The sequence below is a fragment of the Pseudomonas sp. FYR_5 genome (assembly GCF_043106315.1).
Taxonomy (GTDB): Bacteria; Pseudomonadota; Gammaproteobacteria; order Pseudomonadales; family Pseudomonadaceae; genus Aquipseudomonas; species Aquipseudomonas putida_Y.
Genome location: NZ_JBICMK010000060.1, coordinates 36,239 through 61,319 on the forward strand (window position 1 = coordinate 36,239; position 25,081 = coordinate 61,319).

Genomic DNA, 25,081 nt, shown 5'->3' on the forward strand with positions numbered 1-25,081 from the left:
TCCATCCGTTAGCGCCCCCGTAGGAGCGGGTTCACCCGCGAACACCGGCACAGCCGGTGCCATGCCCCGCGTCGCCGGCTTCGCGGGTAAACCCGCTCCACATCTGTTTTGGGCCAATCATTCCTGTGGAAGTCGCGCGAGAAGGCCTTGGCGGGCACTCTCAGGTGCTCTCGCGCACCATCAACTCAAAGCCCAGATCCTGCTGCGCATTCGTCACCCGCTTGCCATCCAGCAACGCCAGCAGCGCTTGCGCTGCGCCCCGACCCACCGCAGCCCGTGGTGTACGAATCGAGGTCAGGCGCGGCACCATGTGCGCCGAGGCCGGCAAATCGTTGAAACCGACCATCGCCACCTGACGTGGCACCTCCACCCCTTGACGCAAGGCCTGCAGCACCGCGCCCTGGGCCAGGTCGTCGTTACAGAAGAAGATGCCGTCGACATCCGGCGCCTGCTGCATCAGCTGGCTGAACAGCGCGCTGCCCAGGGCAATCGACGATGGCTCCGGCGCCAACACTTCTAGCTCGGAGGCCTGCAAACCGGCCTCTGCCAGCGCCTGACGGAAGCCCTCGGCGCGCTGCATCACCCTTGGATCCAGCTGAGCGGCAATGAATGCCAGACGCTTGCGCCCGCGCTCGATCAGGTGCCGTGCAGCAGCACGTCCGGCCTGATGCTGCGAGAAGCCGACCGACAAAGCCCCTGGCTCGCCATTGAGCTCCATCATGTGCACACACGGCACGCCGCTGGCAGCCAGCATCTGCCGCGCAGCTTCGCTACGCTCGAAGCCGGTCAACAAAATGCCGCAGGGCTGATAGGCCAGGTAATTGCGGATCAGGTTCTCTTCTTCGGCGAGGTCGTAGTGATAGTTGCCGATCAGCACCTCGAGCCCACGCGGACGCATGACCTCGTGAATGGCCTCAAGGGTGTCGATGAACAGTTGGTTGGACAACGACGGGATCAATACCACCACCGACTGGCTGCGTGCCGAGGCCAACGCCCGGGCGGCCGGGTTGGCCACATAGCCGAGGCTCGCCGCCGCGGCGATGACCTTTTCCACCAGGGCGGGCGCAACCGTGCTGACCCCACGCAAAGCGCGCGAAGCGGTAATTGGGGAAACCCCAGAAAGCCTGGCAACTTCAGCCAGGGTGGGACGACCTGTAGTACGGGAGCCGATGCGGGACATGAATGTTGTAATTTTACTACTTGCAAGGATAGGGAACGGCCACTAAGGTAGCGCTGTCTCAGGATGCAGGCAATGTAATCTTTGGTAGCAGCCACCACGCGCTTGCCACCAGGCGTCCATACTGCGTAAGGACAAGACCAATAACACCGGGGAGGTGGCTGTTCGTCAATGGCGAGACAGCGCTATCTCACCCGCAGGAGGTACTGATGAATTCTCCCCTGTCCGCCATTGTGGTGATGGGCGTGGCCGGTTGCGGCAAAAGCTGCATCGGCGCCGCCATCGCTGCCAGAAGCGGCGGCCGCCTGATCGAAGGCGACGCTTTCCACCCTGCCGAAAACATCCGCAAGATGAGCGCTGGCATCCCGCTGGACGACAGCGACCGTGCCGGCTGGCTGGTCCGCCTTGGTGAAGAGTTGCAAACCACCACCCAGGCCGGGGAACGCCCGATCCTGACCTGCTCGGCACTCAAGCGCCGCTACCGCGATACCCTGCGCGATGCCATGCCCGGGCTGGTGTTCGTGTTCCTCGAACTGTCGCCTGCCGAGGCTGAAAAACGCGTGCTGGCTCGCCCAGGGCACTTCATGCCGGCCAGCCTCATCGACAGCCAGTTCGCTGCCCTGGAATCGCCACGCGGCGAACCACTGACACTTGCACTGGACGCCACCCAACCGATCGAAGCACTGGCCGAAGCGGTGGACCGCTGGCTAAAGCGCTGCGGTGAGTCGGGCCTGGCGCAAACCGCCTGACCTCGGCGGTTTTTCCGTCTCACCAAAGACAGCGCTACCCCGACCCGTAAAGCGGGCAAAGACTCCATAAAGCTACGCCCAAAACAACGATAAGACCGAGGCCTTCAAACCATGTTCGGACTGGCTACTGATACCTTCCTGCTACTCGACGCGCTGGTTACCATCGTCGGGCTGATCCTGCTGATCACCCACTTCAAGGTTCACCCCTTCGTCGCCCTCACCCTCGCGGCCGGCTTCCTGGGCCTGACCTCCGGCATGCCGGTGGCCAAGGTCATGAAATCGTTCCAGGACGGTTTTGGCGGCGTATTGGGCTTCGTCGGGATCGTGCTCGCCCTCGGCACCATGCTCGGCAAACTGATGGCCGACTCCGGCGGTGCCGACCAGATCGCGCAAACCCTCATCCGCGCCTTCGGCAAGAAGAACGTGCATTGGGCGATGATGTTCGCCGCCTTCCTGGTGGGCATCCCGCTGTTCTTCGAAATCGGCTTTGTGCTGCTGATTCCACTGGTGTTCATCGTCGCCCGGCGCTCAGGCGTCTCGCTGGTGAAAATCGGCATTCCGCTGCTGGCCGGCCTGTCGGTGGTGCACGGTCTGGTGCCACCACACCCGGGCCCCTTGCTGGCGATCGGCATTTTCCACGCTGACATTGGCAAAACCATCTTCTACGGCCTGCTCGTTGCACTGCCCACCGCGATCATCGCCGGTCCTCTGTTCGGTAACTTCATTTCCCGCTACATCCCGGGCAACCCGTCCCAGGAACTGATGGACCAGATCGCCAAGGATTCTGACCAGGGCAACCTGCCAAGCTTCAGCATCACACTGATCACCGTGCTGCTGCCGGTCGCGTTGATGCTGCTGAAAACGTTCGCCGACGTGGTGCTGCCTGCCGAGCACATCGTGCGCCAGTGGATGGACCTGATCGGCCACCCGATCACCGCCCTGCTCGCCGCCCTGCTGCTGGCCTTCTACACCTTCGGCTCGGCCCGCGGCTTCAATCGCCAACAGATCATGAAGATGCTCGACCAGAGCCTGGCACCGACTGCCGCCATCGTGCTGATCGTCGGCGCTGGCGGTGGCTTCAAGCAAATGCTGGTGGACACCGGTGTGGGTAGCGTGATTGGGCAAATGGCCGTGCAGGCGGAAATTTCGCCGATCATGCTGGCTTGGCTGGTGGCGGCGGTGATCCGCATCGCAACCGGCTCCGCCACGGTCGCCACCATTACCGGCGCGGGCATCGTGGCCCCGGTGATCGACCTGGTGCCGGGGGTGAACCGTGAGCTGTTGGTACTGGCCACCGGTGCCGGCTCGCTGATCCTGTCCCATGTGAACGACGCCGGCTTCTGGCTGGTGAAGCAGTACTTCAACATGACCGTTGCAGAAACCTTCAAAACCTGGAGCATGATGGAGACGATCCTGTCCATCGTCGGCATCATTTTCATCATGTTGCTGTCACTGGTGGTGTGACCGTTGATCGGGGTAATGGCACCTTCACGTTTCGGGTAAGGCCAAAGGGATGTATGAGCCCTACCCGTATAGCAAAGGAGCCTGCCATGCCCCGCTCAATCATCCTGTCGATCGCCCTGCTCACCTCGCCGCTGGCCTTTGCTGCCGGTACAGGTCCGACCTACCCCGACGACCCGCACAATACGGCGCCACAGCCGGGCGTGGACAGCACCCTCAACCCGATCGAGAAGCCCTTGCCGCGGGACACCGACCCGCGCATACAGGGCAATGACCCGCAAAGCCCGCCGGCGCAGCAGCATGACAACCGCGATCTGCCGGGGATGGATGGCAGTAGGTCGGAAGGTACCGGGCGGCAAGGAGAAGGCAGCACGGGCACAGGTAACCCCTGACAACCCTGCCTGTACTACCACTGACGTTTGTCAGGCCGGGTCAGTCCCAGCTTCTCGATCCGGTAACGCAGCATATCCCGCGACAACCCAAGCATCCGTGCCGACTTGGTCACGTTCCAGTCGGTACGGTCCAGGGTCTTGCAGACAAGGTCACGCTCCATGTCAGGCAGACTTGTACCCGGCTCTGGTTCGTGCCGCGGCATTTCAAACATGGCCGCCATCGGCTGTTGCGCCAACGGCTCGTCAACCAAGGTCATGCACAGGTTCAACTGATGCGCCTGCACGACCTCGTTCGGCGCCAGCAACACGGTCTGCTCCAGCATGTTGCGCAATTCTCGTACATTGCCAGGCCAGCTATAACCGAGCATCAGGCTTTCGGCCTCGGCCGAAAAGCGCAGGTTCGGCTTGCCATAACGGCGGCTATGGTGGGCAAGGAAATGCCGCGCCAATAGCAGTATGTCCTGCCCACGCGAATACAGGCGCGGCACCTTCAGGGCGATAATGCGCAGGCGGAAGAACAGGTCACGGCGGAATTTGCCCTGCTGCACCATTTGTTCCAGGTTACAGTTGGTGGCGCTGATCACCCGCAGATCGACCTTGCGTTCCTTCACAGCACCAATCCGGCGGATGCTGCGGTCTTCCAGCAACTTGAGCAATTTGGCCTGTAGCACCAGGTCCATTTCGCCGATCTCGTCAAGGAACAAGGTGCCGCCATCGGCAGCCTCCACCAGCCCCACCCGGCGCTCCTTGGCATCGGTGAAAGCGCCCTTCTCATGACCAAACAGTTCGGCCTCAAGCAGGTTGGCAGGGATCGAAGCGCAATTGAACTCGATGAACGGCCCTTTGCTGCGCGAACCATCAAAATGCAGGGCACGAGCCACCAGCTCCTTGCCAGTACCGGTCTCGCCTTCGATCAGCACCGGTGGCAGGTCGTCACTGGCCATGCGCCGCTCGGCATCGAGCACCTGGCGCAGGGTGTGCTTGAGGGTGAGCATCACCGGCGACTCGCCGATCAATGCCTGCAACCCGGACTTCTGCGCCTCGCGTTCCTGGTAGAACGACAGCGTGCGCTCCATACGCTCGGTTGCCAGGGCCTTGTCCAGGGTCAGCTTGAGCTCGGCCAGTACCACCGGTTTGGTCAGGTAATGAAAGGCGCCCTCCTTCATCGCCTGCACGGCATCTTCGACATTGCCGTAGCCGGTCATCATGATCACCTTCAGGTCCGGTGCCTGGGCCACCAGGGTACGCAGCAGGTCATGCCCGCTCATGCCTGGCAGCGAGTTGTCGGTCAGCACCGCGTCAGGTTGCGCCCGCTTGATCTGCTCCAGCGCCAGTTCCGCGCTGTGGCACACGATGACATCGTAGCCCTTGAGGCTGAGGTAAGTGCGAATGTTGTCGGCAAGGATTTCATCATCCTCGACGACCAGGATGCTGTGCTCCATGTTCCCCTCCCGCTGCAATATTGAATGTAAGGCTGACGCGGGTTCCTTCCTCTTCGCGGCTGCGAAGGCTGACCGAGCCGCCAAAACGTTCCATGATGCGCTTGACCAGGGCCAGCCCCACGCCAAGGCCACCCTGTTTGGTCGTGAAGAACGGCTTGAACACCATCCGTTCCTGCTGTTGGCTCATGCCTTTGCCCGTGTCGGTCAGCACGAACTCGGCGCGCAGGCCTTCTTGCACATTGACCTGGGCATTGAGCATCCCGCCAGCGGGCATGGCCTCCAGGGCATTGGAAAACAGGCTGTTGAGAATCTGCGTGAGCTGCAGCGGCTGGCTGACCACCCACTGCACGTCAGGCCCTTCGAAATGGAAGCGCACGCCGTTGCGTTCGATCTGCTGGGCGAAGGCCAGGTGGGTGTCTTCGATGGCCGCCACCAGATCCACGGCCTCGGGTTCTTCACTGGACGGACGCAACGACACCAGCAGGTCGCGCACCCAACGCGACATGCGGTCGACCTGGCTGATGATGTCAGTGATGTTCTTCTGCGCAGCAGGGTTGGCGGTTTCCTGGGCAAGTTCGGCGCTGGAGAGGATATTGGCCAGCGGGTTGCGCATGCTGTGAGCCACTGCCGAAGACATCTCACCCAGCGCCACATAGGTTTCGCTTGCCACCAGCCGCTCCTGCTGCAGGTGCAGCATGTGCGCCGCACGGCGCACGATCCAGAACAGCCCGAAGTAAATTAACGCGCCACCTACCAGAGTCGAGGCCCAGATCAGCAAATAGCCGCGCTGGATGCGCCGGATCAGATCCTGCGGTTCCTTGTAGATTTCCACCATGGCCAGTACCTGCTCACCCTGGCTATCGAACAGCGGGATGTAGTTCTCGATAAACAGGTAGCGTGGTTCGCGCTGGAACTTCTGCTCTTCGCGATCATCCGCAACCTTGTGATAGCTGGCCGACACCGCCTTGCGCGAGCGGAAGGCGCGCTCAAGATCACCATCAACTTCTATCCGCTTGCCAATCAGCTCTGCGTTGGTGGACCAGACAATGGTGCGGTCGCGGGCATAAACGTTGGCCAGCAAGGTGTCCGGCAGGTGCTCGACATGATCGAGGAACTCGACCCGGGTCGACTCGGCCAAGGCCGGGGTGAACTGCCGATGCTGCAGGTCCAGTCGCGGGTCCAGCAACTCGCCCATGGTGGTGCCAGGCGGTAATTGCGAATGACGCACTTCGGCCTGGGCCATTGCCTGAATGAACTGCGCGGTGAGCATGGCATCGCGCTCTACACTGTCGCGCACCACGAAGCGCGTCGAAACGTACCCCAGCCCACCTGCCACCGAGGTAATGATCAACAGGCTGATAACCGAGAACCAGCGCAGCAAGTTGAATTCACGCAAAGGTAAGACCCGTCCGCTGGCGGTCGCACTGACCTTGTCGGGCGCTTCGTTTTCCAGCATCTGCATCGCGTGGTTCCCGCGCTGGGCGTACGTTCAGAACTGCATCAAGGCCAATGGCAGTAGCCACTGGGTAGCAATCCACCCGGGCAGTCGCAGCTGCCATTTGTAGCGTATTGCGCTTCACACATTTCACTGCAAAAACTTAGCCAGCAGAATATGAAAAACTAAAACTGTTATTTTTTAGTAGGTTACAAGTACTTATTAATCCCAATCAGAAGGATATCCCCCACAACTGGGGCATTTTCACCCACAAAAAGTTAATTTCTTTAATATCAATATCTTACAACACTTAAGTAATGTCGTTTGACGAGTTCAAGCCAGTCGAAAACTTAACGAGACCCTCGTGCCATGGCCCTCGCTGCTGCTGAGCCGAACCGCACCGCCGAAGCGTTCCATGATGCGTTTCACCAGCACCAGCCCCACCCCCAGCCCACCCTGTTTGGTGGTGAAGAATGGCCGGAAGGCCATGCGCTGCTGCGCGTCGTTCATGCCCTTGCCATTGTCGGACAGGCGCAAGGTCAGGCTGCGTCGGTTATGACGCACCACTTCGATACGCAACCGCCCGCCCTGCTCCATCGCCTCCAGGGCATTGGCGATCAGGCTACTGAATACCTGGCGCAGCAATACCGGGTGCCCCAACACCTGCACGCTCGGTAACGGTTGCAAGTCCAGGCTTACTCCACCGCGCGCCAGCGGCACAGCGTAGGTCTGCAGGCTTTCCTGCAACGCCTGCGGCAAGTCCACCGCCAATGCCTCGTCGTTCAGCGGGCGCAGTGACTGCAGCATCTGGCGGATCCACTGCGACATCCGGTCGACCTGGCTGATGATATCGTTGACCTGGCGTTGCGCCGGGCCTTCGTCGAACGCCTGTGCCAGTTCGGCACTTGAGCGGATACTGGCCAGCGGGTTGCGCAGGCTATGGGCCACCGCCGACGACACCTCACCCAGTGCCACGTAGGTTTCGCTGTTGATCAGCCGCTTCTGCTGCACCGCCAGCAGCCGGGCGGCGCGGTGCATGATGCCGTAAAGGCCGACATAGACCAGTGCAGCGCCGACGGTGATGGCCAACCAGATCAGGATCAGGCCATGCTCGATGCGTGCGATCAGGTCATGGGGTTCTTTATAGATCTCGACCATCGCTGTGACCTGCTCGCCATCGGCATCGAACAGCGGAATGTAGTTCTCGATCAATAGCTGCTTGGGCGGGGTGATGAACTTCTGCTCGGAGCGGGCATGTTCGAAACTGTGGTAGCTGGCCGAAACGCGCATCTTGTACTCGAAAGCCCGATTCAGGTCTTCATCGCCTTCGATCAACTGGCCGATCAGTGCCGGGTTGCTGGACCAGATCACAGTGCGGTCCAAGGCATAAATATTGGCCAGCAGCATATCGGGCAGGTGAGCGATATGGTCAAGAAACTCGCCGCGGGCCTTGCGCCGGGCATCCGGGTCGACGTCGGGCAAGTTATTGCGGTCGGTGCGCGGATCGAGCAGTTCGCCCATGGTACGCACATTGGGGATCGACACATGGCGCACTTCGGCATCGGCGATGGAGGTGATGAACTGTGCGGTGAGTAACGCGTCACGCTCGACGCTCTCGTCGATGATGAAGCGGCTGGAAATCAGCCCCAGCCCGGCAGCCACCGAGAGAATGATGGCTAGACTGACCCAGGCATACCAGCGCAGAAGGTTGAATGGCCTGCGCGGGGCGGCCAACTCGCTACCGGCAGGCACGTCAATAGTGTCGGAACGAGGGGCGACGTCCATAACGGACACCTCAGCTGGGCACCTTTAGAAGGTTATAGCCCAGAGTTGGGGAAACCATAGTATTAAATTGATGGCATCCGCCGAAGGGTATTTATTCCCTCCCCACTTCACCTGCCCGATACAGCCTGAGGATGGTGTGGCCCCTGTGGGAATGCGTGAGCTGCAAGCCAGTTGTTACAAAGGCGAGTCGTCATTCAACCCTTGCAACTTGCGATACTCGCGCAGCACCGTGGGCACATAACGCCGGGTCTCGGCAAACGGCGGCACGGCACCGCGCCGCAATACAGCATCCGGGCCGGCATTGTAGGCCGCTACGGCCAAGGTGATGTCGTTGTCGAACAGGGTGAGCATCTGCTTGAGGTAGCGCGCCCCTCCGTGCACATTGTCTTCAGGGTCCAGCCGGTCTTGCACCCCCATCTCGCGGGCGGTGTCCGGCATCAGTTGCATCAACCCCACTGCCCCCGCCCGCGAACGGGCTTTGGGGTTGTAGCCAGACTCGGCCTTGATCACCGCGTGCAGCAGCGCCGGCGGCACATTGTGGATGCGCGCAGCCGTGGCGACTACCTCGGCGTAAGGGCGGCCAGTGATCATTTGCGCCTTGACCGGCCCACCCTGGGCCAGCGGCTCGTTGATCACCCTCTCATAGTGGCGCCCTGGTCTATGGACATTGCTCAGCACGTAGCCCCCCTTGGCATCGATTGAGATGTACACATCGGCGTGGGCAACACCTGCCGCCAGCCAGATCAAACCGAGGATGAGTCCACGCATGCCGGTCGCCTCTTCGTCGTGGCCCCGAAGTGGGGGAAATGCCCCGGAAAACCCGAGGACAGTCACCACGACGCAAGCACTGTGCCGCTTCCTGTGCCCCATGGCGCAAGGCCCCGGGGCAGACGTGCACGGCTGTTGCATGGTGCATGTCAACGCGTGTCCCCATAGCAGTGGAGGGCTTCACCATGCAGCGCAGAACCAACCCGCAACGTGGCTTCACTCTGCTTGAACTCCTGGTGGTACTGGTGGTACTCGGCCTGCTGGCGGGCATCGTCGCGCCCAAGTACTTCAGTCAGCTCGGCCGCTCCGAGGCCAAGGTTGCGCGGGCGCAGATCGAGGGGCTGAGCAAGGCCCTGGACTTGTACCGCCTGGAGGTCGGCCACTACCCCAACAGCGAACAAGGCTTGCAGGCGTTGGTGGTCGCCCCCAGTGGCGAGGCTCGCTGGACCGGCCCGTACCTGCAGAAGGCCGTGCCACAAGACCCGTGGGGCCGCCCTTACATCTACCGGCAACCTGGCGAGAACGGCGGTGAGTACGACCTGCTGTCGATGGGCAAGGACGGCCAGCCGGGTGGTGATGGGGAAAACGCCGAAATCACCAGTTGGCAGTAAGGAGAGCGGCCATGCGCTACAGCCTCAAGGCCCTGGGTAGGCAGGGCGTGGTGCAGTTGCAGATCGACGCCGAGGACGCCGACCACGCCCGCCGCCAGGCCGAAGACCAAGGCCTGCGTGTACTCAGCCTGCGCAGCAGCGGCGGCGCCTTGCGCGGCATGGCCTGGCGCCGTGAAGCGGCGTTCGACCTGGTGCTGTTCAGCCAGGAACTGTCAACCTTGCTCAATGCCGGCCTGCCGCTGATCGACGCACTGGAAAGCCTGGCAGAGAAGAGCCCGGCAGCGACAGCGCGCAAGGTGCTCGCCGAGTTGGTACGCCAGCTGTACGAGGGCCGCTCGCTGTCCCAGGCTCTGGGCCAGCAACCGAGGGTATTCCCGCCGTTGTATGTGGCGCTGGTGCAGTCCAGTGAACGCACCGGTGCTCTGGGCGACGCCCTCACCCGCTATATCAGCTATCGCCAGCGCCTGGACCTGGTCCGCCAGAAGCTGGTGGGTGCCTCAGTCTACCCGTTGCTGCTGTTGCTGGTGGGGGGGGGTGTGGTGCTGTTCCTGCTCGGCTATGTGGTACCGCGTTTCAGCCAGGTGTTCGAGGGCATGGGCACCGAGCTACCCTGGCTGTCACGGGTGCTGATGCAGGTCGGCCTGTTTCTGCATGCCCAGCAATTGCCGCTGGCGCTGGGCACCGTCGTCGGGGTGGCGACACTTTGGCTGCTGCGCCGGCACCCGCGTGTACGGCACTGGGCCTCCTGCCAACTGCGGCGTCTGCCAGCACTGCATCAGCGCCTGATGATGTACGAGTTGGCGCGTTTCTATCGCTCGCTGGGTATCCTGCTGCAAGGCGGAATTCCCATCCTTACCGCCATGGGGATGGCCCGTGGCCTGCTCGGCAACGCAGCAGCGCAGGGCCTGGAGCAGGCCAGCCTGCGGGTGGGCGAAGGGCTGCCCCTCTCGGATGCACTGGCGGCCGGGCACCTGGTGACGCCGGTATCACTGCGCCTGCTGCGGGCTGGCGAGCAGTCTGGCAACCTGGGCGAGATGCTGGAGCGCTGCGCCGACTTCCATGACCAGGAAATCGGCCGCTGGGTGGAGTGGTTCGTCAAACTGTTCGAGCCGCTGCTGATGACCTTCATCGGCCTGCTGATCGGCCTGATCGTGATCCTCATGTACATGCCGATCTTCGAACTGGCCTCAAGCATTCACTGAATGGCCAGGCCCAGGCTCTCGCGTAACGGGGTGCCTGCACAGGCAGTGCGCTGTGCCCAACCATGGCCGCCATCGATAACTGATCCCCACTTATCATTCGGCGTGATAGTAACCTTCGCCCTGTTCGATTCGTACCTCACGCGCAACACACTCACACTCCGCCCACTACTAATACATTGGCGGAGTTCTCCATGGAACAATCACTCAAACCCTTGCGCTTCCCCCTCGCTGCCCTGGCAGTGGTGGTGATCAGCGCTTGCGGTCGAACCCCCGACGCCGTGCAGGCTCCCGCCGCGCCGAAGGTAAGTGTGGCCAAGGTGATCGAGCAACCGATCACCGAATGGGACGAGTTCACCGGCCGCCTCGAAGCCCCGGAAACCGTCGAAGTGCGCCCGCGGGTCTCCGGCCAGATCGACCGGGTGGCTTTCACTGAAGGTGCCCAGGTCAAGAAAGGCGACCTGCTGTTCCAGATCGACCCGCGCCCGTTCCAGGCAGAAGTCCGCCGCCTCGAAGCCCAGTTGCAACAGGCCAAGGCCACCGCCATCCGCAGCGCCAACGAAGCCCGCCGTGGCGAGCGCCTGCGTGACAGCAACGCCATCTCCGCCGAGCTGGCCGAATCGCGCAGCAGTGCCGCTGCCGAGGCCCGTGCCGGGGTCGATGCAATCCAGGCCCAGCTCGATCTGGCGCGCCTGAACCTCAGCTTCACCCGCGTCACTGCGCCCATCAGCGGCCGTGTCAGCCGCGCCGAGTTCACCGCCGGCAACATCGTCACAGCCGATGTCACCCCGCTGACCAGCGTGGTGTCCACCGACAAGGTCTACGCCTACTTCGACGCCGACGAGCGCGTGTACCTCAAGTACACCCAGCTGGCCCGTGAAGGCCAGCGTGGCCAGAGCACCCCGGTATACCTGGGGCTGACCAACGAAAGCGGCAACCCGCACCTGGGCCACATGAACTTCGTCGACAACCAGGTCAACCCGCGCACCGGCACCATCCGCGGCCGCGCGGTATTCGACAACAGCGACGGCGAGTTCACACCAGGCTTGTATGCGCGCCTGAAACTGGTCGGCAGCGCCCAGTACGACGCCATGCTGATCAACGACGAAGCCGTGGGTACTGACCTTGGCAAGAAGTTTGTGCTGGTCATGGGCAAGGACAACAAAGCCACCTACCGCACCGTGGAACTGGGGCCGAAACTTGAAGGCTTGCGCATCGTACGCAGCGGCCTGGACAAGGGCGAACGCATCGTGGTGAAGGGCCTGCAGCGCGTGCGCCCTGGTTCGCCGGTAACCCCGGAAGAAACACCGATGGCCAGCGAGCAAACCCTCGCCGCCCTCGCACGGCAGCGTCAGGCCCTGGAGGCCAGCAACCCGGCGCCGAAAATGGCGGGCAATCACGTGAAAGTCGCCGGCGCCCAGGCGCCACGCGGTTAAGGGACCCCTACCGATGAACTTCTCGAAATTCTTCATTACCCGGCCGATCTTCGCCGCGGTGCTGTCGCTGTTGCTGCTGATTGCGGGTTCTATCTCGCTGTTCCAGTTGCCGATCAGCGAATACCCCGAAGTGGTGCCGCCCACCGTTGTGGTGCGCGCCAACTTCCCCGGCGCCAACCCCAAAGTCATCGGCGAAACCGTCGCCGCGCCGCTGGAACAGGCCATTACCGGTGTGGAGAACATGCTGTACATGTCCTCCCAGTCCACTGCCGATGGCAAGCTGACGCTGACCATCACCTTCGCCCTGGGTACCGACCTGGACAACGCCCAGGTGCAGGTACAGAACCGCGTCACCCGTACCCAGCCCAAGCTGCCCGAGGAAGTGACCCGTATCGGTATCACCGTCGACAAGGCCTCGCCTGACCTGACCATGGTCGTGCACCTGACCTCGCCGGACAACCGCTACGACATGCTCTATCTGTCCAACTACGCCATCCTCAACATCAAGGACGAACTGGCGCGCCTGGGCGGCGTCGGCGACGTACAACTGTTCGGCATGGGCGACTACTCGCTGCGCGTATGGCTGGACCCGAACAAGACCGCTTCGCGCAACCTGACAGCCAGTGATGTGGTCGCCGCAATCCGCGAGCAGAACCGCCAGGTGGCTGCCGGCCAGCTGGGCGCACCGCCTGCCCCAGGGTCGACCAGCTTCCAGCTGTCGATCAATACCCAGGGCCGTCTGGTCAACGAGGAAGAGTTCGAGAACATCATCATCCGCGCCGGGGCCGATGGCGAAATCACCCGCCTGAAGGACATCGCCCGGGTCGAACTCGGCTCCAGCCAGTACGCCCTGCGCTCGCTGCTGAACAACCAGCCGGCGGTGGCCATCCCGATCTTCCAGCGCCCAGGCTCCAACGCCATCGAGATCTCCGACGAGGTGCGGGCGAAAATGGCCGAGCTGAAAAAGGACTTCCCTGAAGGGATGGACTACAGCATCGTCTATGACCCGACCATCTTCGTGCGCGGCTCCATCGAAGCGGTGGTGCACACCCTGTTCGAAGCCCTGGTGCTGGTGGTGCTGGTGGTGATCCTGTTCCTGCAGACCTGGCGCGCCTCGATCATCCCGCTGCTGGCTGTGCCGGTCTCGCTGATCGGTACCTTCGCGGTCATGCACCTGTTCGGCTTTTCACTCAACGCGCTGTCGTTGTTCGGGCTGGTGCTCGCCATCGGTATCGTGGTTGACGATGCCATCGTCGTGGTGGAGAACGTCGAACGTAACATCGGGCTGGGCCTGAAACCGCTGGAAGCCACGCAAAAGGCCATGAGCGAAGTGACCGGGCCGATCATCGCCACCGCCCTGGTGCTGTGCGCGGTGTTCGTACCTGCAGCGTTCATTTCCGGCCTGACCGGGCAGTTCTACAAGCAGTTCGCCCTGACCATCGCCATTTCGACCGTCATTTCGGCGTTCAATTCGCTGACCCTGTCGCCAGCCTTGGCCGCGGTGCTGCTCAAGGAGCACCACGCCCCCAAGGACCGTTTCTCGCGGTTCCTCGACAAACTGCTGGGCAGCTGGCTGTTCTCTCCGTTCAACCGATTCTTCGACCGTGCGTCCAACCGCTACGTCGGTGGCGTGCGCCGGGTCATCCGCTCAAGTGGCATCGCCCTGTTCGTGTATGCCGGCCTGATGGGCCTGACCTACCTGGGCTTCTCGTCCACCCCGACCGGTTTCGTGCCGGCCCAGGACAAGCAGTACCTGGTGGCCTTCGCCCAACTGCCGGACGCGGCCAGCCTCGACCGTACCGAAGCGGTGATCAAGCGCATGAGCGAAATCGCCCTCAAGCAGCCTGGCGTGGCCGACTCGGTGGCCTTCCCGGGCCTGTCTATCAACGGTTTCACCAACAGCCCGAACAGCGGCATCGTGTTCACCCCGCTCAAGCCATTCGATGAGCGCAAGGACCCGAGCCAGTCGGCGGCAGCCATCGCAGCCGCGCTGAATGCCCAGTTCGCCGACATCCAGGACGCCTACATCGCAATCTTCCCACCGCCGCCGGTACAGGGCCTGGGCACGATTGGCGGCTTCCGTCTGCAAATCGAAGACCGTGGCAATCTGGGTTACGAAGCGCTGTACAAGGAAACCCAGAACATCATCGCCAAGAGCCACAACGTGCCAGAGCTGGCCGGCCTGTTCACCAGCTACCAGGTCAACGTGCCACAAGTCGATGCCGCCATCGACCGGGAAAAGGCCAAGACCCACGGGGTGGCGATCACCGACATCTTCGACACCCTGCAGGTCTACCTGGGCTCGTTGTACACCAACGACTTCAACCGCTTCGGCCGTACCTATCAGGTCAACGTCCAGGCTGAGCAGCAGTTCCGCCTTGATGCCGAGCAGATCGGCCAACTGAAGGTGCGCAACAACCTTGGCGAGATGATCCCGCTGGCGACCTTCCTCAAGGTCAGCGATACCTCGGGGCCGGACCGGGTCATGCACTACAACGGCTTCATCACTGCCGAGATCAACGGTGCCGCCGCACCGGGCTACAGCTCTGGTCAGGCGGAAGCTGCGATCGAGAAACTGCTGAAAGAGGAACTGCCCAACGGCATGACCTTCGAGTGGACCGACCTGACATATCAGCAGATCCTCTCGGGCAATACCGCGCTGCTGGTGTTCCCGCTGTGCGTGCTGCTGGCGTTCCTGGTGCTGGCCGCCCAGTACGAAAGCTGGAGCCTGCCGCTGGCGGTGATCCTGATCGTGCCAATGACCCTGCTGTCGGCCATCACCGGTGTGATCGTATCGGGTGGCGACAACAACATCTTCACCCAGATCGGCCTGATCGTACTGGTGGGCCTGGCGTGCAAGAACGCGATCCTGATCGTCGAATTCGCCAAGGACGAGCAGGCCAAGGGCCTTGACCCGCTGGCTGCGGTACTGGAAGCCTGCCGCCTGCGTCTGCGGCCGATCCTGATGACCTCGATCGCCTTCATCATGGGCGTGGTGCCCCTGGTGTTCAGCTCCGGTGCAGGATCGGAAATGCGCCATGCCATGGGTGTGGCGGTGTTCTCGGGGATGATCGGCGTCACCGTGTTCGGCCTGTTCCTGACCCCGGTGTTCTTCTTCCTGATCCGCCGTTTCGTCGAGCGTCGCCAGGCCCGCAAGGCTGAACACGCTCAAGTGCTGGAGAACCACGCATGAACCTGCTCAAACCCTTGACCCCAAGCCTGCTGGCACTGGCCCTGGCGGCCTGTGCGGTAGGCCCTGACTACCAGGCGCCAGCCACCGAACCTGCACAACTGGGCAGCGACGTGCAGGCCAAGGCCTACGACCGTAGCCGCTTCGAGAGCCTGTGGTGGAAGCAGTTCGACGACCCGGTGCTGAACCAGCTGGTGCAGGCTTCGCTGGACGGCAACCGTGACTTGCGCGTGGCCTTCGCCCGCCTGAAATCGGCCCGTTCGATCCGCGAAGACGCCGAAAACGACCCGTTCCCGGTGGTCACCAGCCGTGCCAGCAGCGATCTTGGCAAAGGCCAGATCCCCGGCCAGACCACGCAGCGGGTGAACAGCGAGCGCTACGACCTGGGCCTGGACATGGCCTGGGAACTTGACCTGTTCGGCCGCATCCAGCGCCAGATCGAAGCCAGCGAAGCCCAGGAAGCGGTGGCCGCCGCCGACCTGCAGCAGTTGCAGGTCAGCCTGATCGCCGAACTGGTCGATGCCTACGGGCAGCTGCGCGGTGCCCAGTTGCGCGAGAAGATCGCCCTGGCCAACCTGAAGACTCAGCAGGAATCACGCACCATTACCGAAACCCTGCGCGATGCGGGCGTGGGCAATGACCTTGACGTGGTGCGTGCCGATGCGCGCCTGGCCGGGGTCGAAGCCACCGTGCCGCAACTGCAAGCCGAACAGGCACGGGCGCGGCATCGCATCGCCACCCTGCTAGGCCAGGGCCCTGACGCGCTCAGCGTAGACCTGTCGCCCAAGGCGCTGCCGGCCATCGCCAAGGCGCTGCCGGTAGGTGACCCAGGTGAGTTGCTGCGCCGCCGCCCGGACATCCGCAGCGCCGAACGCCAACTGGCGGCCGCCACCGCCAACGTTGGCGTGGCCACCGCCGACCTGTTCCCCCGTGTCAGCCTCAGTGGCTTCCTCGGCTTTACCGCCGCCCGCGGCTCGCAGATCGGCTCGTCGGCGGCCAACGCCTGGGCGCTGGGCCCGAGCATTACCTGGGCAGCCTTCGACCTGGGCAGCGTGCGGGCCCGCCTGCGCGGCGCCAAGGCCGATGCCGAAGGGGCACTGGCCAACTACGAACAGCAGGTGCTGCTGGCGCTGGAAGAGTCGGCCAACGCCTTCAGCGATTACGACAAGACCCAGCAGCGTCTGCTGTCGCTGATGCGCCAGAGCGACGCCAGCCGCAAGGCTGCAGAACTGGCCTCGATTCGATATCGCGAGGGTACCGTGGACTACCTGGTACTGCTCGATGCCGAGCGTGAGCGGCTAAGTGCTGAGGATGCACAAGCCCAAGGTGAAGTCGAGCTGTACCGCGGCATCGTCTCGATCTACAAGGCCCTGGGTGGCGGCTGGCAACCGCAGACCTTGGCCAGCGCACACTGACACACCGCATTTCAACGACTCCTTTGGTTGGCTCCTCCCCCAACCGTTTGCCCCGCAGGCCATGGCCCGCGGGGCTTTTTTATGTTTGCCATCGTATTCACCCCAATACGCAGTGCCTGGAATGCCACCGCAGGCCTGGTGCCTGGCCAGCGGCGTGCCCGGTTCGGTTGCATTTACCCCCCGGCTGGCCCAAGCTCTGCCCTTCCCGCCGCCACGGATCGTCCGATGCCCAGACGCAACCGCTACCTGATCGCCCTGCTGTTGTCGATTCTGGTATCGGCCCTGTTCGGCTACCTGTGGCGCGACGCCCCGCCAACCCCGCCGAACTTGCCAGCACACAGCTACGCCAAAGCGCTGCGCCAGGCTCACGACGGCCAGCCCGGCGCCGCACGGGTGCTGTACCAGCAACTGCAGCGCAACGACCTGCCCGCCATCCGCCGTGCGGCGCTCTACGCCGAGTTGCCCAACTACCCTTCACCGCAGGCATTGAAACTGGCCCGCCAGGACCTGGAACACGCCGAGCCGCTGGTGCGTCGAGCGGCCATTGCCAGTATTCGCCGCCTGTTACCGCCGGCACAGCGCAGCCTGGTACTCGGCCCGCTGCTGGACGACAGTGAGCAAAGCGTGCGTTTTGCCGCCGTGGATGCCCTGCTGGGCCTCGATCCCGACGCCATCGGCCTCTATTTCGGCCCGCTGCAGTCAGCCCTGGAGCAATACCAAAAGGCCCTCGAGCAACAACCCGAAGATGCCGACGCCCAGGTGCACCTGGCGCGCCTGTACCTGCACGAAAACGACTACACGCAGGCCGCTGCGGCCCTGCAACGTGCGCTCGAGGTTGCACCTGCCAACCTCGATGCACTGGCGACTCAGGTACGTCTGCTTGAGCGCCAGGGCCACCACGACGCCTCCCGCCAGGTATTGGGCAAAGCCCTGGCGCTGAGCCCCGACTCGGCCTTTCTGCAGTATGAACTAGGGCTTTGGCTGAAGCGCCACGAACAGCGCGAGTATGCCTTGCTGGCCCTGTCCCGCGCGGTGGAACTGGACCCGGACAACGCCGACTACCGCTATACACTGGCGGTCACCCTGCATCAGCTTGACCAGCTCGACGCTGCCCAGAAGCAACTGGAAACCATCCTCAATCGGCAGCCAGCCAATCGCCGGGCACGGGTGCTGCTGATTCAGTACTGGAAAGAGTCCGGACAGTTGCAGAACGTGCAAGTATCGCTAGCCGAACTGGAGCGCCAGAACCCGGACGACCCTGCACTGCAACAGGGCCTGTAGGCAGTACCTGGATTCAGTTGAACCCTGAGGCTGTGCCAGGGTCCAGTGGGTATCAGGCCACCCTAAAGGAGAGTCGTTTTGGCCAGTTCGTTGGCGCTGGATGAACGTGCCTTGATCCTCGCACCGCCACAACTGGCGGCGGATACCTCACGTCTGCTTACCTCCGCCGGCATCAACAGCCTCTGCGCGGTCGACCTGGCAAACCTGCAGACGCGTCTGGCCGAGGGTGCAGGCCTGGCGATCATTGCCGAGCAGATGTTCAGCCAAGGCCCAAGCGCCTTGCTGCAGGCATTCATCGACCAGCAACCGAGTTGGTCGGATTTGCCCATTGTGCTGCTGACCCAGGGCGCCTGGTCGGCCGCTGGCGTGAGTCATCATCCGGTGGGCAATCTTCTATGGCTGGTTGCGCCCTACGAGAATGCCCAGTTGCTGCACATGACCCGGTCCGCGCTGCGCAACCGGCGTCGACAGTACGTTACACGTGACCAGCTCTATGGCATGCAGCAGCGCCTGGACAGCCGCCCTTCAACGCCGGGCCAGGAGCAGGACCGCATTGAATTCGCCCGCTGCCAGGCACGCAAGATGGAGGCCATCGGCCAACTGGCCGGCGGCGTCGCCCATGACTTCAACAACCTGCTCACCAGCATCAGCGGCAGCTTCGAACTCATCCAGCGGCGCCTGCGGCAAGGCCGCGACGACGGCCTGGACGGCGTTCTGGGCATGGGCCGCGAGGCCGTTTCACGCGCCGCACGCCTGACTCACCGCCTGCTTGCCTTCTCTTCCCGCCAATCGCTACACAGCCAACGTATAGACCTGCATCCCTTGCTCGACGCAGAGCGCCTGAAGGCTTGCCTGAGCCCGTCGATAACCTTGCAAGTGCATGCGGCCAAAGACCTGTGGCACGTGGAGGCGGATGACCAGCAGTTGCAAGAAGCCCTCGACAACCTCCTGCTCAATGCCAGCGAGGCCATGCCCAACGGTGGCCTGCTACGCATCGAAGCGAACAATCATCACATCGCCACCGAGCAGTTCGCCGGCAGCGCGCTGCGTACGGGCGATTATGTGCGCCTGCAGATCATCGACAGCGGCCAGGGCATGGCGCAAAGCACGCTGGAGCACGCCTTCGAACCGTTCTTCAGCACCAAGGCGACCGGCCAGGGCATTGGCCTGGGGTTGTCGATGGTGTACGGGTTCAGCAAGCAATCCCATGGGCATATCACCCTCCGCAGCGAGATTGGCCAGGGAACCCAGGTGGAGCTGTATTTGCCTCGCCATGTCGACCAGACCCTGCCATCCAGCGAGCCTGTGGCGCCCAGGCAAGACGGCTGCAGCCGACACGTGCTGATCGTCGAGGACGATCCCCATGTGCGCCAACTGCTTTGCCAGGCGCTGCGCGAAAACGGCTTCCCCTGCCAAAGCGCAGCCGACGCCAACGAGGGCCTGAAGGTGCTGCGCTCGGCACAACCGGTGGATTTGCTGATCACCGATGTGGGCTTGCCCGGCATGAATGGCCGGCAACTGGCGGAAATTGCCCGCAGGCTGCGCCCACGATTGCCGGTGCTGTTCATCACCGGCTACGCGGAAACGGCCATGGCCCGCGAAGGCTTCCTGGACGCTGACATGCACCTGATCTGCAAGCCGTTCGAGTTGCAGCAGTTGCAGGCTCGAGTGACACAGATTCTAGGCAAGCCTTGAAGCGCCTTACGCGTCAAGCATGCGTAGCGCCTCATCGGCAAGATGCGCCAGCGAGAACGGCTTGTTCAGCAATGCCGTGCCCGGCTGATCGAGCAATTGCGCTTCAATGGACTGATCCGCATAACCGGTGATGAATAGAATTTTCTGCTGTGCAAGCTGCATGCGCATGGCCTTGGCCACTTGCCGACCACTGAACCCACCCGGCAAACCGATATCGGTGATGACCAGATCGAAAGGGCCGCCATGGCGAAAGCGCTCCAGTGCGCTATTGGCATCGCCCACATCCGTGACGTCAAAACCACGCTCAGTCAGGTACTCGCGCATGACTGCGCGCAGATCAAGCTCATCATCCACCAGCAGCAGGCGCTCGCCCCGTGCCATGCGTTGCGAAAGCGGCACCGGTTCGGGCTCATCGGGCACCGGCTCATGGCTCCTCGGGAAAAGCATGGACACCTTGGTGCCCTGTTCCGGTACCGACTCGATCCAGGCATACCCGCCCGACTGACGGACGAAGCCATACACCATCGACAGACCAAGCCCGGCCCCGTGCCCGAGCGACTTGGTGGTATAGAACGGTTCAAAAGCCCTGGCGATATCCACCGCTGACATGCCATGGCCATCGTCCTCGACATGCACGGCCACATAGTCGCCTGGCGGCAAGCCACCTTCATCCGGGAAAAAGGCTGTGAGCCGTTCGTTGACGCTGCTGATGGTGACATTGCCCTGTTCCAGGCACGCCTCACGCGCATTGGCACACAAGTTGATCAAGGCATTCTCTAACTGGGGCACGTCCAGGCTCACTGTCCAAGGCGCAACGTCCAGCTGCCAGTGCAAACGCATCTCTGCCCCCAAGGCCCGCAGCAACAAGGGCTCGCTCAACCGCAACTGCCGATTGAAGTCCAGTGGCCGAGGGGCCAATGGTTGATGGCGAGAAAACGCAATCAACCGATGGGTCAGGTCCATGGCCCGCTGCACCGAGTCGCGCGCAACGTCCACGTAGGCCCCCACCCGCTCCAGCCGCCCCTCCTGCAGGCGCCGTTGCAGCAGTTCGAGGCTGCCACCGATACCGGACAGCAAGTTGTTCATTTCATGACCCATGCCGCCAGCCAACTGGCCAACCACCTCCATGCGCTCGCTGTTGCGCATCAGCGCCTCTGCCTGACGCGCCGCCTCTTCACGGTCTGCGGTGATGTCCCGGCCAACCGCAGTCAGCAGGCTGCCGTCAAACCGCGCACTCCAGCGAAACCAGTGGTAGTGGCCATCGTGGTGTCGCAGACGGATCTCCAACTGCTCCGCGTGGCTGCATTGCAGCAGCGCGGACACTGCCAGTCGCACTTCGGCACGCTCTGTCGGATGCACCAGTTCCATTACCGACATCGCCTGCACCTGCTCTTGTGTCCACCCCAGAATGCGGTACCAGGCCGGGTTGGCAGCATGCAGTCTCAATTCAGGGCTAAGCATCATCATCGCTTCGCGCGACAGCAACCAGAACTGCTCTCGCTCGGCCACATGGCGCTCGACCTGGCGTTCAAAGCTCTGCACCTGATCACGCCAATGGCGGTGTGCCTCGACGCTGGCCGTGGTCTCGATCACCGTATGCAGAAACCCCGCCACGTTACCGAGTTCATCGTGCAGGGGTGCATAACCGAATGCGCACCATAGCGGTTCGGCGCCCTCACTGCGGACGATGCGCAGTGGAGGGTCCTCGACAAAATTCGAGTGGCCTTCCAGTGCCTTGAACACCCAGGGCCCCACTGCTGGCCAGATATCACTCCACAGGGTATCGAACGCCATGCCCAGCGCATCCGGTAATGCCCGCAACGCTCGGTAGCCATCGTTATGCACCACACACAGGTCTGCCCCCCACACCACCGCACACGGGAAGGGTGACAAGTGCATCATGTCCACGGCAATGCGCAACGAGGCAGGCCAGCGCGACAATGGCCCAAGCGAGGTACGCCACCAGTCGAACTGGGCAATCCGCTCCCCCATCGGCTCGATCGATGGCAAAACAGGCGACTGCAGGATGACCTGCGACGCAGGCTCGCGTGGTTTACCGTTAGCGACCAATATCGTGACTCCAGCAATGCTCAAGGTTGACCATAGCGCCGCCAAGTCTGGCACGCTCGCCGGTGGATGGGTTCAAGTTAGCACAGCATATCGCGCACACCATGGCGTACTTGCAGGTGGCAGCTATGCTATTTAGGTTTTCCCTCGGGCCAGGGAGCACCGGCCCATTCAGGTTGCCGACGGGAGCAGGGTCATGAGCAAGAAAATTCTGGTGGTGCTGACCAATACAGCGAAGTATCCAACCCTCAAACGGGCGACCGGGTTGTGGCTGGGTGAAGCCGTTCACTTTGTCGAGAAAGTCGAAAAGGCCGGCTACACGGTCGACTATGTCAGCCCACAGGGCGGTTACGTTCCCGTGGACCCGCACAGCCTGCAGATGGCCCCTGACCTGGACTGGCAATGGTACGACGACAAGCGCTTCATGACGCGCCTGGGCAATACTTTGGCCCCAGGGCAGGTGAAGGCCGACGAATACAGTGCCATCTACTACACCGGAGGGCATGGGGTGATGTACGACTTCGCCGAAAACCAACCTCTGCAGGAACTGGCGCGCAAGGTCTACGAAAAAAATGGCATTGTTGCGGCAGTCTGTCACGGCGTTGTCGGCCTGCTGAACATCAAGCTGAGTAACAACTGCCTGCTTCTCAAAGGCCGCAAGGTGACCGGCTTTTCCAATATAGAGGAGAAACTGGTCGAACTGGACGACGTAGTGCCTTTCTTGACGGAGAACGAACTTGGGGCTCGCGGCGGCGAGTACAGTAAGCATGATGAGCCGTGGAAGCCTTACGTGGTCGACGATGACCGGCTGATTACCGGGCAGAACCCCGCCTCCACTGCCTTGCTGGCCGATGCAGTGCTCAAAAAGCTCAATGGCAGTTAGCTACACCGAGGCGCTCGATTTCCTACCACTTCAACTGCAGCCGGACTACAGCAGCCTGATCAGTAAATACATAGGCTCAGGGCTCAGCTGTTCACCACGAACAGTTTCAGAGCGGAGAACTGTTAGCCTATGTCGAAAATCATGCACGCAGGGCGCAGCATGGTGGAGCTGCTGCTGCTCATCGCAGTGGCGCTGGTGCCTGTGGTATCCGGTTTGCTGGTGATGGCTTTCCAGCTGGAAGCAAAACTTGCAGAAAACGCGAACATCTCCGTTCAGGAGGCGGTGTTCAGCGTCGACAATGCACTGGACAGAATGCACGAGACGGCCCTGCGCACCCTGCCATTTGCAGGTCAACCTTGCGACAACGTCAAAAGCACCTTGCAGGACCAGGTTGCCCATCGCTCCATCGTCAGGTCACTGACCTTGCTGAAAGACAAGCAACCTTACTGCAGCACAGTTTCAGGTTCGTTGGAGCATTATTCATCGTTCGCGTTGTCCGGCCAGCGGGTCGCACTGTCCTACGGCCCTCCTGATACGCGCCAGAAGCTGCTAGTAGACTTTCACCAGAAGGGCAGAAACAATGGCGTAATCGTGACAGCCTATGCCACGCAGATCCGCAACGAACTGGATGGCTTTCAGGATGGGCTGATACTGCTGGTCGAATTTGGCGACCGCTACATATGGAGCAATGGTGACAGCCGTGACCTTGAACGCCCTTCACAGGCCGAATTTTTTACAAGCGCAATGTCGGCCAGGTATGGGTATACGGTCAAAGGTGGCTACCCAGAGGGTTTCACCGCTCATGAAATCCGCCAGTCGGTGCTACAGATAGCGCCCTCACTGATGCTGGTGGGGATCGTGACCGGCTCGATCGTCTACCTGGCCCTGTTCAGGGCGCGTGCCAACAGGCGGGGTACCGCCGCCGAACGAGCATGACGACGACGGTACTCCAGGGGCGGTCAGTCTGTGCTCAGCACGCCACGGCGTACCTGGTCACGCTCGATGGATTCGAACAGTGCCTTGAAGTTGCCTTCACCAAAGCCATCGTCGCCTTTACGCTGGATGAACTCGAAGAAGACCGGGCCAAGCAGGGTTTCCGAGAAAATCTGCAGCAGCAGGCGCTTGTCTTCGGGTTGCGAGGCACCATCGAGCAGGATGCCACGCGCTTGCAGTTGGTCGACCGGCTCACCATGGCCAGGCAGGCGCTCTTCGAGCATTTCGTAGTAGGTTTGCGGTGGCGGGGTCATGAAGCGCATGCCCAACCCCTTCAGGGCATCCCAGGTCTTGAGCAGGTCATCGGTCAGGAAGGCCACGTGCTGGATACCTTCACCGTTGAACTGCATCAGGAATTCTTCGATCTGCCCCGCGCCCTTGGACGACTCTTCGTTGAGCGGGATGCGGATCATGCCATCAGGAGCAGTCATGGCCTTGGAGGTCAGGCCGGTGTATTCGCCCTTGATATCGAAGTAGCGGATTTCACGGAAGTTGAACAGCTTCTCGTAGAAACCGGCCCAGTAGGCCATACGCCCGCGATAAACGTTATGGGTGAGGTGATCGATGATTTTCAGGCCGGCCCCTACCGGGTTGCGATCCACGCCTTCGATGAAGTTGAAGTCGATGTCGTAGATCGAGCTGCCTTCCTCGAAGCGGTCGATCAGGTAGAGCGGTGCCCCGCCGATACCCTTGATCGCCGGCAGGCGCAGTTCCATCGGGCCGGTTTCGATTTCTACCGGCTGGGCGCCCAGTTCCAGGGCGCGGGCATAAGCCTCATGGGCATTGCGCACGCGGAAGGCCATGCCGCACACCGACGGGCCGTGTTCAGCGGCGAAGTACGAGGCAATGCTTTTGGGTTCATTGTTCAGGATCAGGTTGATGTCACCCTGGCGATACAGGTGCACATCCTTGGAACGGTGGGTGGCCACTTTGGTGAAGCCCAGTATCTGGAATACAGGCTCAAGTACGCCAGGGGTCGGCGAAGCCAGTTCGATGAATTCGAAGCCCATCAGGCCCATTGGATTTTCGAAGATATCAGCCATGTTCGTGTTCTCATCTGCAGCGAAAATTATTGATTGCGTGGGATGTGGAACAGAAACGG

Annotated in this window: 19 protein-coding genes; 12 read left to right on the forward strand and 7 right to left on the reverse strand. The window is 62.1% G+C overall.

The window, feature by feature from the left end; all coding sequences use genetic code 11:
• Positions 1–160: 160 nt before the first annotated feature.
• A complete protein-coding gene (locus ACF8RA_RS09845; protein WP_392461154.1) occupies positions 161–1,180 on the reverse strand; it encodes a LacI family DNA-binding transcriptional regulator in 1,020 nt (339 codons plus the stop codon).
• A 206-nt stretch (positions 1,181–1,386) separates the two neighbouring features.
• Here ACF8RA_RS09845 and ACF8RA_RS09850 point away from each other — a divergent pair, with 206 nt between their 5' ends.
• The 3 genes from ACF8RA_RS09850 (at position 1,387) to ACF8RA_RS09860 (ending at position 3,779) form a co-directional block, all read left to right on the forward strand.
• Positions 1,387–1,926: a gluconokinase gene (locus tag ACF8RA_RS09850; RefSeq protein ID WP_176683417.1), complete on the forward strand. Its 540-nt coding sequence runs from the start codon at positions 1,387–1,389 to the stop codon at positions 1,924–1,926.
• 111 nt (positions 1,927–2,037) lie between these two features.
• On the forward strand, positions 2,038–3,390 hold the full coding sequence (locus ACF8RA_RS09855) for a GntP family permease (protein WP_176683416.1): 1,353 nt from the start codon (positions 2,038–2,040) through the stop codon (positions 3,388–3,390).
• An 86-nt stretch (positions 3,391–3,476) separates the two neighbouring features.
• Positions 3,477–3,779, forward strand: coding sequence for a hypothetical protein (locus ACF8RA_RS09860; RefSeq protein ID WP_176683415.1), 303 nt, complete (start codon positions 3,477–3,479; stop codon positions 3,777–3,779).
• A gap of 14 nt (positions 3,780–3,793) precedes the next feature.
• Here ACF8RA_RS09860 and ACF8RA_RS09865 read toward each other — a convergent pair whose 3' ends face one another.
• The 4 genes from ACF8RA_RS09865 to ACF8RA_RS09880 all read right to left on the reverse strand — a co-directional run bounded on the left by ACF8RA_RS09865 (position 3,794) and on the right by ACF8RA_RS09880 (position 9,209).
• Positions 3,794–5,221, reverse strand: coding sequence for a sigma-54 dependent transcriptional regulator (locus ACF8RA_RS09865; protein ID WP_176683414.1), 1,428 nt, complete (start codon positions 5,219–5,221; stop codon positions 3,794–3,796).
• Positions 5,190–6,683, reverse strand: coding sequence for a sensor histidine kinase (locus tag ACF8RA_RS09870; protein WP_392461155.1), 1,494 nt, complete (start codon positions 6,681–6,683; stop codon positions 5,190–5,192). Before ACF8RA_RS09870 ends, ACF8RA_RS09865 begins: the two co-directional genes overlap by 32 nt.
• A gap of 306 nt (positions 6,684–6,989) precedes the next feature.
• Entirely contained in the window at positions 6,990–8,441 is a 1,452-nt protein-coding gene (locus ACF8RA_RS09875) for a HAMP domain-containing sensor histidine kinase (protein ID WP_176683412.1), read from the reverse strand.
• A 174-nt stretch (positions 8,442–8,615) separates the two neighbouring features.
• Entirely contained in the window at positions 8,616–9,209 is a 594-nt protein-coding gene (locus ACF8RA_RS09880) for a lytic transglycosylase domain-containing protein (protein WP_176683411.1), read from the reverse strand.
• Between the two features lie 185 nt (positions 9,210–9,394).
• Here ACF8RA_RS09880 and gspG point away from each other — a divergent pair, with 185 nt between their 5' ends.
• From gspG to ACF8RA_RS09915, 7 genes are all read left to right on the forward strand, one after another.
• On the forward strand, positions 9,395–9,820 hold the full coding sequence (gene gspG, locus ACF8RA_RS09885; protein WP_003253843.1) for a type II secretion system major pseudopilin GspG: 426 nt from the start codon (positions 9,395–9,397) through the stop codon (positions 9,818–9,820).
• An 11-nt stretch (positions 9,821–9,831) separates the two neighbouring features.
• On the forward strand, positions 9,832–11,022 hold the full coding sequence (locus tag ACF8RA_RS09890) for a type II secretion system F family protein (protein ID WP_176683410.1): 1,191 nt from the start codon (positions 9,832–9,834) through the stop codon (positions 11,020–11,022).
• A 191-nt stretch (positions 11,023–11,213) separates the two neighbouring features.
• Positions 11,214–12,455, forward strand: a complete 1,242-nt coding sequence (gene mexE, locus ACF8RA_RS09895; RefSeq protein ID WP_392461156.1) for a multidrug efflux RND transporter periplasmic adaptor subunit MexE — start codon at positions 11,214–11,216, stop codon at positions 12,453–12,455.
• A gap of 13 nt (positions 12,456–12,468) precedes the next feature.
• Complete coding sequence (locus tag ACF8RA_RS09900; protein WP_339533494.1) at positions 12,469–15,648, forward strand: efflux RND transporter permease subunit; 3,180 nt, start codon at positions 12,469–12,471, stop codon at positions 15,646–15,648.
• Positions 15,645–17,060 carry an efflux transporter outer membrane subunit gene (locus ACF8RA_RS09905; RefSeq protein WP_176683407.1) on the forward strand — a complete coding sequence of 472 codons (1,416 nt, stop codon included), beginning with the start codon at positions 15,645–15,647 and terminating at the stop codon, positions 17,058–17,060. Before ACF8RA_RS09900 ends, ACF8RA_RS09905 begins: the two co-directional genes overlap by 4 nt.
• A 225-nt stretch (positions 17,061–17,285) precedes the next feature.
• Positions 17,286–18,341: a HEAT repeat domain-containing protein gene (locus ACF8RA_RS09910; RefSeq protein WP_176683406.1), complete on the forward strand. Its 1,056-nt coding sequence runs from the start codon at positions 17,286–17,288 to the stop codon at positions 18,339–18,341.
• A gap of 78 nt (positions 18,342–18,419) precedes the next feature.
• On the forward strand, positions 18,420–20,036 hold the full coding sequence (locus ACF8RA_RS09915) for a response regulator (RefSeq protein WP_392461157.1): 1,617 nt from the start codon (positions 18,420–18,422) through the stop codon (positions 20,034–20,036).
• Positions 20,037–20,042: 6 nt separating this feature from the next.
• Here ACF8RA_RS09915 and ACF8RA_RS09920 read toward each other — a convergent pair whose 3' ends face one another.
• Positions 20,043–22,106 carry a PAS domain-containing sensor histidine kinase gene (locus ACF8RA_RS09920; RefSeq protein ID WP_176683404.1) on the reverse strand — a complete coding sequence of 688 codons (2,064 nt, stop codon included), beginning with the start codon at positions 22,104–22,106 and terminating at the stop codon, positions 20,043–20,045.
• Positions 22,107–22,299: 193 nt separating this feature from the next.
• Here ACF8RA_RS09920 and ACF8RA_RS09925 point away from each other — a divergent pair, with 193 nt between their 5' ends.
• A complete protein-coding gene (locus ACF8RA_RS09925; protein WP_392461159.1) occupies positions 22,300–22,986 on the forward strand; it encodes a type 1 glutamine amidotransferase domain-containing protein in 687 nt (228 codons plus the stop codon).
• A gap of 129 nt (positions 22,987–23,115) precedes the next feature.
• Entirely contained in the window at positions 23,116–23,922 is an 807-nt protein-coding gene (locus tag ACF8RA_RS09930) for a CSS-motif domain-containing protein (RefSeq protein ID WP_209965591.1), read from the forward strand.
• Between the two features lie 23 nt (positions 23,923–23,945).
• Here ACF8RA_RS09930 and hppD read toward each other — a convergent pair whose 3' ends face one another.
• Positions 23,946–25,022: a 4-hydroxyphenylpyruvate dioxygenase gene (gene hppD, locus ACF8RA_RS09935; protein ID WP_028697182.1), complete on the reverse strand. Its 1,077-nt coding sequence runs from the start codon at positions 25,020–25,022 to the stop codon at positions 23,946–23,948.
• Between the last annotated feature and the right edge of the window lie 59 nt (positions 25,023–25,081).

Excerpts from the sequence above, each read along its gene's own strand:
- ACF8RA_RS09845 (WP_392461154.1), bottom strand. The coding sequence starts at position 1,180 with ATGTCCCGCATCGGCTCCCGTACTACAGGTCGTCCCACCCTGGCTGAA.
- ACF8RA_RS09850 (WP_176683417.1), top strand. The coding sequence starts at position 1,387 with ATGAATTCTCCCCTGTCCGCCATTGTGGTGATGGGCGTGGCCGGTTGC.
- ACF8RA_RS09855 (WP_176683416.1), top strand. The coding sequence starts at position 2,038 with ATGTTCGGACTGGCTACTGATACCTTCCTGCTACTCGACGCGCTGGTT.
- ACF8RA_RS09860 (WP_176683415.1), top strand. The coding sequence starts at position 3,477 with ATGCCCCGCTCAATCATCCTGTCGATCGCCCTGCTCACCTCGCCGCTG.
- ACF8RA_RS09865 (WP_176683414.1), bottom strand. The coding sequence starts at position 5,221 with ATGGAGCACAGCATCCTGGTCGTCGAGGATGATGAAATCCTTGCCGAC.
- ACF8RA_RS09870 (WP_392461155.1), bottom strand. The coding sequence starts at position 6,683 with ATGCAGATGCTGGAAAACGAAGCGCCCGACAAGGTCAGTGCGACCGCC.
- ACF8RA_RS09875 (WP_176683412.1), bottom strand. The coding sequence starts at position 8,441 with ATGGACGTCGCCCCTCGTTCCGACACTATTGACGTGCCTGCCGGTAGC.
- ACF8RA_RS09880 (WP_176683411.1), bottom strand. The coding sequence starts at position 9,209 with ATGCGTGGACTCATCCTCGGTTTGATCTGGCTGGCGGCAGGTGTTGCC.
- gspG (WP_003253843.1), top strand. The coding sequence starts at position 9,395 with ATGCAGCGCAGAACCAACCCGCAACGTGGCTTCACTCTGCTTGAACTC.
- ACF8RA_RS09890 (WP_176683410.1), top strand. The coding sequence starts at position 9,832 with ATGCGCTACAGCCTCAAGGCCCTGGGTAGGCAGGGCGTGGTGCAGTTG.
- mexE (WP_392461156.1), top strand. The coding sequence starts at position 11,214 with ATGGAACAATCACTCAAACCCTTGCGCTTCCCCCTCGCTGCCCTGGCA.
- ACF8RA_RS09900 (WP_339533494.1), top strand. The coding sequence starts at position 12,469 with ATGAACTTCTCGAAATTCTTCATTACCCGGCCGATCTTCGCCGCGGTG.
- ACF8RA_RS09905 (WP_176683407.1), top strand. The coding sequence starts at position 15,645 with ATGAACCTGCTCAAACCCTTGACCCCAAGCCTGCTGGCACTGGCCCTG.
- ACF8RA_RS09910 (WP_176683406.1), top strand. The coding sequence starts at position 17,286 with ATGCCCAGACGCAACCGCTACCTGATCGCCCTGCTGTTGTCGATTCTG.
- ACF8RA_RS09925 (WP_392461159.1), top strand. The coding sequence starts at position 22,300 with ATGAGCAAGAAAATTCTGGTGGTGCTGACCAATACAGCGAAGTATCCA.
- ACF8RA_RS09930 (WP_209965591.1), top strand. The coding sequence starts at position 23,116 with ATGTCGAAAATCATGCACGCAGGGCGCAGCATGGTGGAGCTGCTGCTG.
- hppD (WP_028697182.1), bottom strand. The coding sequence starts at position 25,022 with ATGGCTGATATCTTCGAAAATCCAATGGGCCTGATGGGCTTCGAATTC.